This is a genomic window from Streptomyces virginiae (assembly GCF_000720455.1).
Taxonomy (GTDB): Bacteria; Actinomycetota; Actinomycetes; order Streptomycetales; family Streptomycetaceae; genus Streptomyces; species Streptomyces virginiae.
This window is the reverse complement of the sequence record NZ_JOAK01000002.1, coordinates 376250-390334: the sequence shown is the minus strand read 5'-3', so window position 1 is coordinate 390334 and position 14085 is coordinate 376250. Positions and strand designations below refer to the sequence as shown.

12 protein-coding genes are annotated in these 14085 nt (G+C 70.1%); 2 read left to right on the top strand and 10 right to left on the bottom strand.

The window, feature by feature from the left end; all coding sequences use genetic code 11:
- Positions 1 to 24 precede the first annotated feature (24 nt).
- From IG86_RS0104795 to IG86_RS0104780, 4 genes are read right to left on the bottom strand one after another with little or no spacing between them, the layout of a single operon-like run.
- Positions 25 to 684, bottom strand: coding sequence for an O-methyltransferase (locus IG86_RS0104795; protein ID WP_030819502.1), 660 nt, complete (start codon positions 682 to 684; stop codon positions 25 to 27).
- Complete coding sequence (locus IG86_RS0104790) at positions 681 to 1511, bottom strand: HAD family hydrolase (protein WP_030894823.1); 831 nt, start codon at positions 1509 to 1511, stop codon at positions 681 to 683. Before IG86_RS0104790 ends, IG86_RS0104795 begins: the two co-directional genes overlap by 4 nt.
- Positions 1508 to 4096, bottom strand: coding sequence for a phosphoribosyltransferase (locus IG86_RS0104785; protein ID WP_078905795.1), 2589 nt, complete (start codon positions 4094 to 4096; stop codon positions 1508 to 1510). The genes IG86_RS0104790 and IG86_RS0104785 overlap by 4 nt, the downstream gene beginning before the upstream one ends.
- A gap of 8 nt (positions 4097 to 4104) precedes the next feature.
- Positions 4105 to 5292: an HpcH/HpaI aldolase/citrate lyase family protein gene (locus IG86_RS0104780; protein ID WP_030819496.1), complete on the bottom strand. Its 1188-nt coding sequence runs from the start codon at positions 5290 to 5292 to the stop codon at positions 4105 to 4107.
- A 194-nt stretch (positions 5293 to 5486) separates the two neighbouring features.
- Here IG86_RS0104780 and IG86_RS0104775 point away from each other — a divergent pair, with 194 nt between their 5' ends.
- Positions 5487 to 6260: a TerD family protein gene (locus tag IG86_RS0104775; RefSeq protein ID WP_030894819.1), complete on the top strand. Its 774-nt coding sequence runs from the start codon at positions 5487 to 5489 to the stop codon at positions 6258 to 6260.
- Between the two features lie 61 nt (positions 6261 to 6321).
- On the opposite strand, the gene IG86_RS0104770 is transcribed toward IG86_RS0104775, so the two are convergent.
- The 6 genes from IG86_RS0104770 to IG86_RS0104745 form a co-directional block, all read right to left on the bottom strand.
- On the bottom strand, positions 6322 to 7062 hold the full coding sequence (locus tag IG86_RS0104770) for a TerD family protein (protein ID WP_030819492.1): 741 nt from the start codon (positions 7060 to 7062) through the stop codon (positions 6322 to 6324).
- Positions 7063 to 7186: 124 nt separating this feature from the next.
- Positions 7187 to 8299: a DUF475 domain-containing protein gene (locus tag IG86_RS0104765; RefSeq protein ID WP_030819490.1), complete on the bottom strand. Its 1113-nt coding sequence runs from the start codon at positions 8297 to 8299 to the stop codon at positions 7187 to 7189.
- Positions 8300 to 8333: 34 nt separating this feature from the next.
- Positions 8334 to 8909: a TerD family protein gene (locus IG86_RS0104760; RefSeq protein ID WP_030657020.1), complete on the bottom strand. Its 576-nt coding sequence runs from the start codon at positions 8907 to 8909 to the stop codon at positions 8334 to 8336.
- Positions 8910 to 9066: 157 nt separating this feature from the next.
- Positions 9067 to 9642, bottom strand: coding sequence for a TerD family protein (locus tag IG86_RS0104755; protein ID WP_030657021.1), 576 nt, complete (start codon positions 9640 to 9642; stop codon positions 9067 to 9069).
- A 139-nt stretch (positions 9643 to 9781) separates the two neighbouring features.
- Positions 9782 to 10240: a peroxiredoxin gene (locus IG86_RS0104750; protein ID WP_030819487.1), complete on the bottom strand. Its 459-nt coding sequence runs from the start codon at positions 10238 to 10240 to the stop codon at positions 9782 to 9784.
- 183 nt (positions 10241 to 10423) lie between these two features.
- Positions 10424 to 10852, bottom strand: a complete 429-nt coding sequence (locus IG86_RS0104745) for a DUF3052 domain-containing protein (RefSeq protein ID WP_030819485.1) — start codon at positions 10850 to 10852, stop codon at positions 10424 to 10426.
- Between the two features lie 471 nt (positions 10853 to 11323).
- Here IG86_RS0104745 and aceE point away from each other — a divergent pair, with 471 nt between their 5' ends.
- Complete coding sequence (gene aceE / locus IG86_RS0104740) at positions 11324 to 14056, top strand: pyruvate dehydrogenase (acetyl-transferring), homodimeric type (protein WP_030894815.1); 2733 nt, start codon at positions 11324 to 11326, stop codon at positions 14054 to 14056.
- Positions 14057 to 14085 lie beyond the last annotated feature (29 nt).

The following is a 14085-nucleotide window of genomic DNA, read 5'->3' as shown; positions in this document are numbered from 1 at the left end:
CCCTCCCGCCCCGGACCTGCCGCCCTACCGCTTGCGCGAGAGCGTCAGCCCGTCCGAGATCGCCAGCAGGACGGAGTCCATGCGCGGGTCCGCCGCGACGTGGTCGTTGAAGGCGCGCACGCCGGCCGCCGAGCCGGTGGCCGACTCGTCGAGGACCGTGCCGTGGTACAGCGTGTTGTCGGTGACGATCAGGCCGCCGGGGCGGAGCCTCGGCACGAGCTCCTCCCAGTAGGAGATCTGGCTCTCCTTGTCGGCGTCCACGTAGGCCATGTCGATGTGGGGCTCGGCGGGCATCGCGCGCAGGGTCTCCAGGGCCGGTGCGATGCGCAGCTCGATGCGGTCCGCGACGCCGGCCTCCTCCCAGGCCTCCCTGCCGTACGCCGTCCACTCCTCGGAGACGTCGCAGGCGATGAGGCGGCCGTCGGCGGGCAGTGCCTGGGCCATCGACAGGGCCGAGAAGCCGGTGAAGGTGCCGACCTCGACGATGAGACGGGCTCCGGTCAGGCGGACGAGGAAGGCCAGCAGCGGCCCCTGCTCCTCCGCGGACTGCATTCCGGCGACATCGGGGAACTTGGCGTACGTCCTCGCCACCAGTCCCCGCTGGACGGCGTCCAGCGGGGGGTTGTGGTCGAGCATGTACCGGTACAGCTCGTCCGTGATCTTCGTGCTGTTGCCTTTGCTCATGCGTCCAGTCTGCCGAGCCGCCCGGCCTCACGGGCGAATGCGCGCACTATTTCCTCGCCCGCCAGGACGCCCGCCTCGGCCAGGGCCGTCGCCGAGGGCGCCGTCCAGGCCGCGTCGGCCAGTTCTCCGTGGCCCGGGCGCCAGGCGGCGTCCGCGGCCAGCAGCAGGTCGGCGTCGAGGAGCGAGTCGCCGGCGGCCAGGGTCGTGGTCGCTCCGGTCCGGCGGGCGACCTCGTGCATCGCCGCGCTCTTGGTGAGCGGACGGGGCACGGCGTAGATCTTCCGGCCCTGGAGGGAGACCGTCCAGCCGCGGGCCCCGGCCCACTCGGTCAGGGACTTGAGCCATTCGTCGGGGACCAGGGCCCGTTCGACGACGAGGTACGCGAAGAGGTCCTCGGCGAGCCGCGCCTTGCGCAGCCACGCCGGGTCGGCGGTGGCCAGCAGGTGCCCGTGGACCTCCTCCAGCGGGGCGCACTCCTCGGCCAGGCGCGCCGCGACCTGCCGCCGCCAGTCGCGGTCGGGCGCGCCGTCGACGAGGAGCTGCCCGCCGTTGGCGCAGATCGCGTAGCGGGCGGGGCGGCCGGGGAAGCGGATGCGCTGGTACTGCTTGCGCGTGCGGGTGGTGGTGGGGACGAAGACGACGGACGGGTCCTCGGTGAGCTCCGCCAGCAGCGCCGCGGCCGTCTCCGTCATGTAGGACAGCGGCTTGCTCTCGTGGACCTCGACGCACAGCAGCCGCGGGGCCACCGGGTCGGGCATGGTCAGCCCGAGGGCGGCCGCGGAGTAGATGAGCGTGCGGTCGAGGTCACTGGCTACGAGGACGGTCACTTGGAGGCCACAGCCTTTCCGTCGGCGCCGGTGGCGCCGCGCGTGAATCGGGGGTGGATGAGGCCGACGCACGTGTAGGGCAGGCCGTCGACCTCCTCCACCGGAACGCCGCGCTGCTCGGCGAGCAGCCGTACGTGGTCCAGGTCGGCCCCGGCGCCGCGCTGCGCCAGGATCTTCCACGGCACCCGGCGCAGCAGTACGCGGGTGGTCTCGCCGACGCCGGGCTTGACGAGGTTCACGTCGTGGATGCCGTACTCCTCGCTGATCCGCTCGACCGCCGCCCAGCCCTCCCAGGTCGGCGTGCGGTCGGCCGCGAGGAGTTCCTTGACCTCCTCGTCGACGGCGTCCGCCACGTCGTCGAAGTGGGCGGCGACGGCGTCGACGAATTCGACGGAGACGTCGGCTCCGGCGAGCTCGCGGTAGAACTTCGCGCCGTGGAAGTCGGCGGGTCCGACCAGGTCGGACCTGAGAACCGTACGCGAGATGAGACCGGACACGGTGGAATTGAGACAGGCGGAGGGGATCAGGAAGTCCTCCCGGGTGCCGTACGTGGGCACGCACGAGCCGGGGTCGGCGAGGACGACGATCTCCGGGTCGAAGCCCGGGAACTCCCTCAGGGCTTCCTTCAGCTCGCGGGTGATGGCGCCCTTGCCGGTCCAGCCGTCGACGAAGACGACGTCGGCGGGGTCGTGGTGGGCGGCCAGCCAGCGCAGGGCGTTGGCGTCGATGCCGCGGCCGCGGACGATGGAGACGGCGTAGTGCGGCAGGTCCAGGCCGTGGCGGACGCGGGCCCAGCGGCGCATCAGGACGCCCACGGGGGTGCCGGCGCGGGCCAGGGAGACCAGGACCGGGGAGGGGGAGCGCTCGGCGAGGACGGTCTCGGTGACCGTGCCGACGGCGCGGGCCACGCGGGCGGCCGAGGCGGCCAGCGCGCTGCGGTAGAGCTCCTGGTACTGGGGCGAGGGCTGGTACTCGACGGGCAGGGACTCGGCGTAGTGGGCGCCGCCGGCCTGGATGGCCTCCTCGCGCTCCTCGGTCGGGGCTTCGAGCTGGACGCCGGAGAGGTCCTGCAGCAGCCAGCCGACGTCCTCGGGGGCGTAGGAGGAGAAGGCGGGCCCACGCAGGGGCTCGGTCATGATCGGCTCCTGCCGGTGGTCGGACGTGCGGGACGGTATGGACGCCAGCGAGGCGAGGGACGCCATGGGCGGTATGTAGGACGGGACGACGGCCAGGACGAGGCGGCCGGTGTGCGGGGCGAGGGCCGCGAGGAGTCCCGTGTGCAGCTCGGGGGTGTCGCCGGCCGAGTCCACGACGGCGACGACTGTGTCGAAGCCGACGCCGTCGGACGGGCGGGCGACGTTGTAGGCGTAGCGGTCGCCGGGGCCGTCGGCGGGGGTGTCGTGGGCGGGGAAGACGAGCCGGGTGCGGATGGCGTAGCCGGGATCGTCCACGGCGAGCACCGGGGAGCGGGTGGTGGTGGAGAAGCGGACCTCGCGGGCCGAGCCCTCCTCCTCCAGCGCCTTCGCGAGGCGCAGCGGCGCGTACATCAGCTCCTCGTTGCCGAGTACGAGGACCCGTCCGGGCTCGGTGCCGAGGGCGGCCGTGAGCTGGGCGGCGAGGTCCGGCAGGGCGGCGTCCAGGCGCTGCCGGTGCGCGGGGGTGAAGCCGTGGCGGCCGCCGTCGGGGAGGCGGGCCGGCCAGTTCAGGTCGACCCGGACGACGGAAGACGGCCCCGGCCCCGGCTCCGGCCCCGGCCCCGGCTCAGGCGCCTGCGCCGCGGCACCGGCTGCGCTCTCCGCCGTGCCGGCGGCGGCCGACTCGTACTGCTCCACCAGGGCCTGCCCCTTGGCCAGGACTCCGTCCGGGAGGGACACCGTGCCCGAGGCGAGGGCGATCAGGTCCACCCGCGCGCCCAGCTCGGCGGCGAAGGCCGTGAGCCGGTCGCGGTCGGCCGGGGAGCGCATGTCGACGAGGGCGACGACCACGTAGTGCGAACGGGGGTGGCGGGCGTGCAGGTCGCGGATGGTGTTCAGGACCGTGTTGCCGGTGGAGAACTCGTCGTCGACGAGGACCAGCGGTCCGTCGCCCGCGAGCAGCCCGGGGTCCTCCGGCAGCAGCAGGTGGGAGGTGGCGTGCGAGTGCGCCTCCTCGAAACCGCCGGCCGTCGCCACGCCCGGCACGGGCCGGCGGGTGGAGTGCAGGTAGGGGGCGGTGCCCAAGCCGTCGGCGACGCAGTGGCCGAGCCCGGTGGCGGTCTCGGCGTAGCCGAGGACCACGGCCGCGGCCGCGCCGTCCTCGCCGAGCAGCGCCCGTACGCGTGTCCCGAGGCCGTACCCGGCGGCGTACACCGTGCGCGGGGACTGCGGGACGTGCTTGCCCAGCACCTGCGAGACGAGCAGGTGCGCGCGCTTGGGGTTGCGCCGCAGGGCCAGTCCGAGCAGCTCCGTCAGCCGCGGGCTCAGCCTCGGGCCCGGCCGCGGACCCGCTTCGCAGTCGTGCAGGCCGACGCCCAGCCGGTCCGCGACCCACGTACCCGACCACACCTCGTCGATCGTCTTGCCCTTCCTCGTCGTCTGCTCCGTCACCGGCCCGCTCACACCTGGAGTCCGGCCGTGAGCAGGTCGACGAAGCCGACCTGCTCCTTCGCCACACCGAAGACCTCGGCGCGCAGCATGGTGCGCTCGGCCCAGGCCCGGTGGGGCTTCACCTCATTCATTTTGTTCGTATAAGCCGATCGCATCACTCCGCCGCCGCCGCGCTCGGGCCGCAGGATGTCCTGGGCGTCGCAGAACTCCTCGTGGGAGACCACCGACAGGGCGTGCACGGGCGTGACGTGGGCGGGGTGGATGCAGGTCTTGCCGAGCAGCCCGTTGGCCCGGTCGAGCTCGATCTCGCGCAGCAGTCCGTCCAGGTCGTGCTCGATCAGCGCGGTGCGCAGTTCCTCGACGCCCTCCTCCAGGAAGGGGCTGCGGCGCAGCTGGGGCTTGAAGAGGCGCTGCTGGCTGCGGAAGTACTCCCAGACGGGGCCGGTCACGGTGAAGCCGGTGCCGTCGGCCCTGCTGAGGACGTTGACGACGTCGGCGATGACGCCGGCCACGATCTGTACGTCGTAGGCGGTCATGTCAGGAGTGCGGCGCAGCCCGTAGGCGGAGCAGAAGTCGGTCACGCCGAGGCGCAGCGCCAGGACCCGCTCGCGGTGGCTGTTGACCGTGCGGGAGATGCCGGCGAGGGCTTCGACGCGGGTTTCGAGATGGAGGAGCTCCGGGGTCTCCAGGACGGGCATGGCATACAGCCGGGCAGCTCCGCTCGCGGCTTCCGCGTCGGTGACGGCTTCGAGGAACGGGATGCCGCGCCGCTCGTCGAACTTCGGTAGAACGAATCCGGCCAGGTGCCGCACCGAGCGGCCGAGGCGGCGCGCGAGGTCCGGGATCTGCTCGGGGGTGCGGACGCGGATGAAGAGCAGGGGGAGCTCCGCACCGTCCGCCGCACCGCCGGCGCTGTCGTCGTCGAGGTCGGCGAACTGGCGGACGAGGTTCTCCTCGGCTCCGACGACGTCGGAGTCGCTGATGGAATCCTCCAGGCAGAGGACCATGGAGACGACTCCGCGGCCGGCCTGCTTGCGGATGTCCGCGGCCAGCGCGGGGCGGGTGGCCGGGCTGTAGAGGGTGGCCCCGAGGGCCGCGGCGAGGACGCGGGCGGGCGCGGCCCCGGTGAATTCCGCCGGTTCCTGGTGGAAGAGGTCCTTACGGACCGTGGGCGATACGTGCCCAAAGTGACGCATGTGCTTCCCCCGTACTGCCTCGGCGGCCCAACTGGCATGGCCGGTAATAGTACGTACGAACGTGAGTCAAGAGTTCCTCAAGCACATGAAGTTCAGGTAACCCTCTTGCACCATGCCCAGCTCTCGCGATCGGTACAAGGCCCTACGGGGGGCCGCATTGTCCCGCTCCACCCCGGGAGGGCAGGATGACGTGCATGACGCACGCGATGCAGAAGGGCTCGAACATCCCGGTGGCCCCCGTGGCGGTCCGGGCGGTGCTGCGCTGGACCGGCGGCCCCGAGGTGCCGGACGTGGACGCCTCGGCGCTGCTGGTGGGCCCGGACGGCCGGGTGCGTTCGGACGAGGACTTCGTCTTCTACAACCAGCCCCGGCACCCCTCGGGGGCCGTGTGGCGCCTCGGCAAGAAGCAGGTCGGTGACGCGATCACCGACGCCGTCCAGGCGGACCTGCGGACGGTGACCCCGTCCGTGGACCGAATCCTGGTGGTCGCCTCCGCCGAGGACGTCCCCTTCCAGCGGGTCCGCGACCTGCGGATCCTGCTGTACGACGCCACCGCGACCGGTGGCGCCGAGCCGCTGGCCTACTTCGACGTACGGCCCGAGACCGGTGCCGAGACGGCGCTGATCTGCGGCGAGCTGTACCGCCGGGGCGACGGGTGGAAGTTCCGGGCGCTCGGCGAGGGCTACTCCGACGGCCTGGTGGGCCTGGCGACCGACCACGGAATCTCGGTCGACGAGAACGCCGCCGAGCCCGACGCGGGCGCGGGCCCGGCCGCCGGGGCCGCGGCCACCCCGGCGGGGCCGAACTCGGATCGGACGGCCGCGATGGCCCCGCCGACGCAGGCTCCACCGGCCGCCCAGCCCGCCTACGGGTACCCGCAGCCGGTGTCCCCGGCTCCGGTGCCCGGTCCGGGCGGGGACCCGTCCTTCCGGCTGCCGGCGCAGGGCCCGCAGTTCATCCGCCGCTGAGGACCGGGGGCTCCGGCTCCGGGAGCTCCGGCTCCGGGGGCTCCGGCTCCGGGAGCTCCGGTCACCTCTTGGTGCTCTTGTAGCCCCGCCCCCACTGGAGCCCCCAGCCGTACAGCCGGTCCAGCTCGGACTGGAACCCGTACACGAACTTCACCTCGCGCTTCACGACGAGTTCGCCCTTGACCTTCTCCAGGGAGACGACGGCGCAGGAGCGGGCCTGCGGGTGCCGCTCGTCCAGCGGGATCTCGATCCGCGGGCCCGTCACCGGATAGAGGGTCACCATGGCGTGCGTCCGGTCGAAGGCCGGGGTCTGGTCGTAGATGTAGACGAAGACCAGCAGCCGCTTGATGTCGTCGGCGTGGTCGAGGTTGATGTAGAGGGTCTCCCCCGACCCCGACCCGAACCGGTCGTCCCCGCTGAGCTTGACGAACGGCGGGTCGTTGAGGTCGCCCAGCAGGTTGCCCAGCGGCTGGACGGCGCCGCGGGTGCCGTCGGTCAGCTCGTACAGACAGCCCATGTCGAGGTCGACGTTGACCATGCCCTGGGTGTGCGCCTGCACCATGTCCGGCTTGAACAGCTTGAACGGGTGGCGGAAGAGCTGGCCGCTCTGGCCGGAGCGGCCGCCGATGTCCGAGGTGCGCATGCGCCAGGACAGGTTGACGCGCAGGTTGCCGTGGACGGCGCCCTGCCTGGTGAGCGACACCGTCGAATGTCGTTTGGTCAGCTCGATCGCGTTCGACGAGGCACTGCCCGACTGGAACTGCACGGCACGGCTGCCCATGATGCCGTCGAAGAAGCCCATCCCCTACCCCCCTGATCCCCTGGTCCCCTGGTCCCCGCGAAGCCTACGGAAACGGGGCGGCCCGCCGGGGTCCGTGAACCCGGTGGACCGCCCCGCATTGGAGCGTTCCGCATTAACGCCGCGGTCATGCCTCGACGGTGGAACCCTCCAGTTCCAGGCGCTTGTTGCGGCGCACCGAGGACCAGAAGGACAGGGCGATCAGCACCACGCCGATGCCGCCGGTGATGAGCTCGCTGATCTCGTACTGGATGGTGACCAGCAGGATGACGGCGAGCGCGCCGATCGCGTAGTGCGCGCCGTGCTCCAGGTAGACGTAGTCGTCCAGGGTGCCCTGGCGGACCAGGTAGACCGTGAGCGAACGGACGTACATCGCTCCGATACCGAGGCCGAGCGCCATCCAGAAGATGTGGTTGGTGATGGCGAAGGCGCCGATGACACCGTCGAAGGAGAACGAGGCGTCGAGGACTTCCAGGTAGAGGAAGAGGAAGAACGCGGCCTTGCCGGCGAGGCCGACGGCGGAGACGGGCTTGCCCGCGGCCTTGGCCTTCTCCTCCTCCTCGTGCTCGCGCTCCTCTTCCTCCTCCAGCTTGTCCTCGAAGTACGAGGACAGACCGCCGACGATGAGGTAGGTGATCAGGCCGGCGACGCCGGCGAGCAGCACGGTGGCGGACTTGTCCTGGTGGCCGGTGCTGGTGTGGGCGTTGAGGGCGAAGGTCATCGCCGAGACCAGCAGCGCGATCAGGGCGATGCAGACCGACAGCATGTCGACCTTGCCGAGCTTGGCGAGCGGACGCTCCAGCCACGCGAGCCACTTGTGTTCGCGCTCCTCGAAGATGAAGTCGAGGAAGATCATCAGCAGGAACATTCCGCCGAAGGCGGCGATGGCCGGGTGGGCGTCCGTGACCAGGGCCTCGTACTGCTCGGGCTGGTCCAGGGCCAGTTCGATGGCCTCGATGGGGCCGACCTTCGCACTGATGGCGACGATCGCCACCGGGAAGACCAGCCGCATTCCGAAGACGGCGATCAGGATGCCGACAGTGAGGAAGATCTTCTGCCAGAAGGCATTCATCTTCTTCAGGATTCCGGCATTGACGACCGCGTTGTCGAACGACAGTGAGATTTCGAGGACCGACAGGATCAGCACGACCCCGAACGCCTCCCACCCCCACTGCCACGCGGCAAAGGCAAGGCCGAGCGCCGTGATGGCGAACGACCAGCCGAAGGTTTTCAGAACCACTGGCACCTGGCACCCCATGCGTCTGTGTACGGCTTTACGAAACGTTGACCCCGAAGTCTAGAGCGATGCCCCGGAGCCCCGACGCGTACCCCTGCCCCACCGCCCGGAACTTCCATTCGCCCCCGTACCGGTAGACCTCGCCGAAGATCATCGCGGTCTCGCTGGAGGCGTCCTCGGAGAGGTCGTAGCGGGCCAGTTCCTGGCCGTCGGCCTGATTGACGACGCGGATGAAGGCGTTGCTGACCTGGCCGAAGCTCTGCCGGCGGGTGTCCGCCTCGTGGATGGAGACCGGAAAGACGATCTTGTCCACGTTCGCCGGCACCCGGGTGAGGTCGATGATGATGGACTCGTCGTCGCCGTCGCCCTCGCCGGTGAGGTTGTCCCCCGTGTGTTCGACGGAGCCGTCGGGGCTCGTCAGGTTGTTGTAGAAGACGAAGTAGTCGTCCCCCAGCACCCGGCCGCCGTTGCAGAGCAGCGCGCTGGCGTCGAGGTCGAAGTCGGCTCCCGTGGTCGAGCGCGCGTCCCATCCGAGACCGATCAGAACCCTGGTGAGGTTCGGTGCGGCCTTGGACAGGGAGACATTGCCCCCCTTGGCGAGTGTGACGCCCATGTTGTGGTCCTCCCCGGACGACGGTGTGGCGATGTGACGGTGGAACAGTCGAGCGGTCGAGCGGTGGAACGGTCGAGCGGTGCGGTGCTGCTGCGGGCGAAGCAGGTCCGGCGCCGTACACACAGTGCACGGCGCCGGACGGATGCTGCTCTCAGGCTCAGACGTTGACGCCGAAGTCCTGCGCGATGCCGCGCAGGCCCGAGGCATAGCCCTGGCCGATGGCGCGGAACTTCCACTCCGCACCGTTGCGGTAGAGCTCGCCGAAGACCATGGCGGTCTCGGTCGAGGCGTCCTCGGAGAGGTCGTATCGGGCGAGCTCGGTGTTGTCTGCCTGGTTCACCACGCGGATGTAGGCGTTGCGGACCTGGCCGAAGCTCTGCTGGCGGGTCTCGGCCTCGTAGATCGAGACCGGGAAGACGATCTTGGCGACGTCGCCCGGGACGCCGGCGAGGTTGACCTTGATCGCCTCATCGTCGCCCTCGCCCTCACCGGTGGTGTTGTCACCGGTGTGCTCGACCGAGCCGTCGGGGCTCTTGAGGTTGTTGAAGAAGACGAAGTTCGCGTCGCTGGCGACCTTGCCCTGGTCGTTGGTCAGGATCGCGCTGGCGTCGAGGTCGAAGTCGACACCGGTGGTGGTGCGAGCGTCCCAGCCCAGACCGACGATGACCGCCGTCAGGTTAGGCGCGGCCTTGGTCAGCGAGACGTTGCCGCCCTTGCTGAGGCTGACTCCCACGGGTCCTCCATTGGGTTCTGTGTGGGGCGGTGCCCCGTCGTGCGGTTGCTACCGGATCAACGTTTCGATCCTAGTGACGGGTTCCCGCCTGTAAGCGGTTTTCGCAGGGAACTGCGCGTAACGGCCCGCGCAGACGAACTCAGAGGCTGTCGAGCGCCTTGATGTACTCGTTCAGGTCACGCGCGTCGGGCAGTCCGTTGACGACAGTCCAGCGCACCACGCCGTCCTTGTCGATGATGAAGGTGCCGCGGACCGCGCAGCCCTTGTCCTCGTCGAAGACGCCGTACGCGCGGGAGGTCTCGCCGTGCGGCCAGAAGTCCGACAGCAGCGGGTACTCCAGGCCCTCCTGCTCCCCGAAGACCCGCAGGGTCGGCACGGAGTCGTTGGAGACGGCGAGGAGCTGGACGTCGTCGTTCTGGAAGCGCGGGAGCTGGTCGCGCAGCTCGCACAGCTCGCCGGTGCACACACCGGTGAAGGCGAACGGGTAGAAGAGCAGCACGACGGCCTTCTCCCCCCGGAAGTCGGAGAGCCGCACGGTGGCGCCGTGGTTGTCCTTGAGCTCGAAGTCCGGGGCCTTGTCGCCGACCTCGATCGCCATCTCTCGCATCCCTTCGTTCCCGCATCCCTGCGTTGGGCTGTTCGGGTGAGTCAAAGCCTATGGGGTGTCCTGCCCCCGGAGCCGTCCCGGTGTGCCCGGGCCGTGAAACGCGCACACCCCGCCGACCGGGGTCTACCTGGTCAGCGGGGTGTGGAAGCGTGTCCGCTCGGCAGCGGGCGCGGCTCAGCGCTTGGACTTGGCGGCGGTCTTGGGCGTCACCAGCTTGGTGGCGGCCCATTCCTTGCCGACGCTGACGCTCCTGGTCTGCGAGAGACCGGCCGTCTCGGCCGCCTCGCTGATGTCGCTGGCCTCGACGTAGCCGTCACGGCCCGTCTTGGGGGTCAGCAGCAGGATCAGTGCGCCGTCCTCGACCAGCTCGGTGGCATCGACCAGCGCGTCCGTCAGATCGCCGTCGTCCTCGCGGAACCACAGCAGCACCGCGTCGGCGACGTCGTCGTAGTCCTCGTCGACGAGTTCGCCGACGTGCTCCTCGACGAGGTCACGGAATTCCTGATCGACGTCGTCGTCGTAGCCGATCTCCTGGACCACCTGTTCGGACTGGAAACCCAGCCGGGCGGCCAGGCTCTCCGCGTGGTCCGCGGTCGCGCTCACGGGGTGCCTCCTGCTCATGTTCGGTGAATGTTCTTCGGCGGCGCGCGTACGCGCAGCATTGGGCGTAGTCCACACGGGCGCGGCGGATCGCGCAAGTACCCGGCCGCCGAGACCGTCGAAACGGTGACGATTGCGGCCGTCTCGCCGCAACTTTCAGGGTGCCCGTGTGCACCTCTGGTGATTCATCCCACACCATTCCAGCTCATTCGCATCGCATGAGGACTTTCCTACCTGTTTGAGGGACGAACGGCCTCCCGGGGCCGCTGGCCGGCGTGGGCGTAAGGTTGCAATTTGGTCGCACCCGCCACCTCGCACCGCGGAACCGGACCCGGTCGCACTGCCGGGCGTCCCCGCCGATCGCAGGGATTACCCAGTGGTACGGATGACGATTACGGCCGAGCGTAAGACCATGGGAGGCGGCGCCCCCCAGTTACAGCTTCAGCACGACTTCCCCGACAGCGAAGGAACAGCGTGGCTTCCGCATCCGATCGCAATCCGATCATCATTGGCGGCCTGCCGAGTCAGGTCCCGGACTTCGATCCGGAGGAGACGCAGGAGTGGCTCGACTCCCTGGACGCAGCGGTCGACGAGCGGGGCCGTGAACGGGCCCGCTACCTCATGCTGCGCCTGATCGAGCGGGCGCGCGAGAAGCGCGTGGCCGTGCCCGAGATGCGCAGCACGGACTACGTCAACACGATCGCCACCAAGGACGAGCCGTTCTTCCCCGGCAACGAGGAGATCGAGCGCAAGGTCCTCAACGCCACCCGGTGGAACGCGGCCGTCATGGTCTCGCGCGCCCAGCGTCCCGGGATCGGCGTCGGCGGCCACATCGCCACGTTCGCCTCGTCCGCCTCCCTCTACGACGTGGGCTTCAACCACTTCTTCCGGGGCAAGGACGAGGGCGACGGCGGCGACCAGATCTTCTTCCAGGGCCACGCCTCCCCCGGCATCTACGCCCGCGCCTACCTCCTGGACCGGCTCACCGAGCAGCAGCTCGACGCGTTCCGCCAGGAGAAGTCGAAGGCCCCGTACGGCCTCTCCAGCTACCCGCACCCGCGGCTGATGCCGGACTTCTGGGAGTTCCCGACCGTCTCCATGGGCCTCGGCCCGCTGGGTGCGATCTACCAGGCGCGGATGAACCGGTACATGGAGGCGCGCGGGATCGCGGACACCTCCAAGTCCCACGTTTGGGCGTATCTCGGCGACGGCGAGATGGACGAGCCGGAGTCGCTGGGCCAGCTGTCGATCGCCGCCCGCGAGGGTCTGGACAACCTGACCTTCGTCGTGAACTGCAACCTGCAGCGCCTCGACGGCCCGGTCCGCGGCAACGGGAAGATCATCCAGGAGCTGGAGTCGCAGTTCAGGGGCGCCGGCTGGAACGTGATCAAGCTGATCTGGGACCGCTCCTGGGACCCGCTGCTGGCCCAGGACCGCGACGGCATCCTGGTCAACAAGATGAACTCCACGCCCGACGGGCAGTTCCAGACGTACGCCACCGAGTCCGGCGCGTACATCCGTGAGCACTTCTTCGGCGGTGACCAGCGGCTGCGCGCGATGGTCGAGAACATGACCGACTACCAGATCCAGCACCTGGGCCGCGGCGGTCACGACCACAAGAAGGTCTACGCGGCGTACGCGGCGGCCAAGGCGCACAAGGGCCAGCCGACGGTGATCCTGGCGCAGACGGTGAAGGGCTGGACGCTCGGCCCGAACTTCGAGGGCCGCAACGCCACGCACCAGATGAAGAAGCTGACGGTCGACGACCTCAAGCGCTTCCGTGACCGCCTGCACATCCCGATCACGGACGCCCAGCTGGAGAGCGGCGCGCCGCCGTACTACCACCCGGGCCGCAATTCGCCCGAGATCCAGTACATGCACGACCAGCGCAGTGCGCACGGCGGCTACGTGCCGACCCGTGTGGTGCGCGCCAAGCCGCTGCAGCTGCCGGACGAGAAGACCTACGCGGCCGCGAAGAAGGGCTCGGGCCACCAGTCGATCGCCACCACGATGGCCTTCGTCCGCATCCTGAAGGACCTGATGCGAGACAAGGAGATCGGCAAGCGCTTCGTGCTGATCGCGCCCGACGAGTACCGCACCTTCGGCATGGACGCCTTCTTCCCGAGCGCCAAGATCTACAACCCGCTGGGCCAGCAGTACGAGGCGGTCGACCGCGACCTGCTGCTCGCGTACAAGGAGTCCCCGACCGGCCAGATGCTGCACGACGGCATCTCGGAGGCGGGCTGCACGGCCTCGCTGATCGCCGCGGGCTCGGCGTACGCGACGCACGGCGAGCCGCTGATCCCGGTCTACGTCTTCTACTCGATGTTCGGTTTCCAGCGCACCGGTGACCAGTTCTGGCAGATGGCCGACCAGCTGGCGCGCGGTTTCGTCCTGGGTGCGACCGCGGGACGGACCACCCTCACGGGTGAGGGTCTGCAGCACGCGGACGGTCACTCCCAGCTGCTGGCCTCGACGAACCCGGGCTGTGTGGCCTACGACCCGGCCTACGGGTACGAGATCGCGCACATCGTCCAGGACGGTCTGCGGCGGATGTACGGCCCGGAGGCGGAGGACGTCTTCTACTACCTGACCGTCTACAACGAGCCGATCCAGCACCCGGCGGAGCCGGCGGACGTCGACGTGGACGGCATCCTCAAGGGCATCCACCGGGTCTCCCAGGGCACCTCGGGCACCGTCCCGGCCCAGCTCATGGCGTCCGGCGTGGCCGTGCCGTGGGCGCTGGAGGCGCAGCGGATCCTGGCCGAGGAGTGGAACGTCAGGGCCGACGTCTGGTCGGCGACCTCCTGGAACGAGCTGCGGCGCGAGGCCGTCGAGGTGGAGGAGCACAACCTGCTCCACCCGGAGGAGGAGCAGCAGGTCCCGTACGTGACGCGGAAGCTGTCGGGTGCGGAGGGGCCGTTCGTGGCGGTCTCGGACTGGATGCGCTCCGTTCCGGACCAGATCTCGCGGTGGGTGCCCGGTGCCTACACCTCGCTGGGCGCGGACGGCTTCGGCTTCGCGGACACGCGCGGTGCGGCCCGGCGCTTCTTCCACATCGACGCCCAGTCGGTGGTGCTGGCGACGCTGACCGAGCTGGCCAAGGCGGGGAAGGTCGACCGCTCGGCGCTGAAGCAGGCCGTCGACAAGTACCGGCTGCTCGACGTGTCGGCGGCGGACCCCGGCGCGGCCGGCGGCGACGCGTAGGTCTGGTGTGAGGGAGCGGGTCCCGGCTC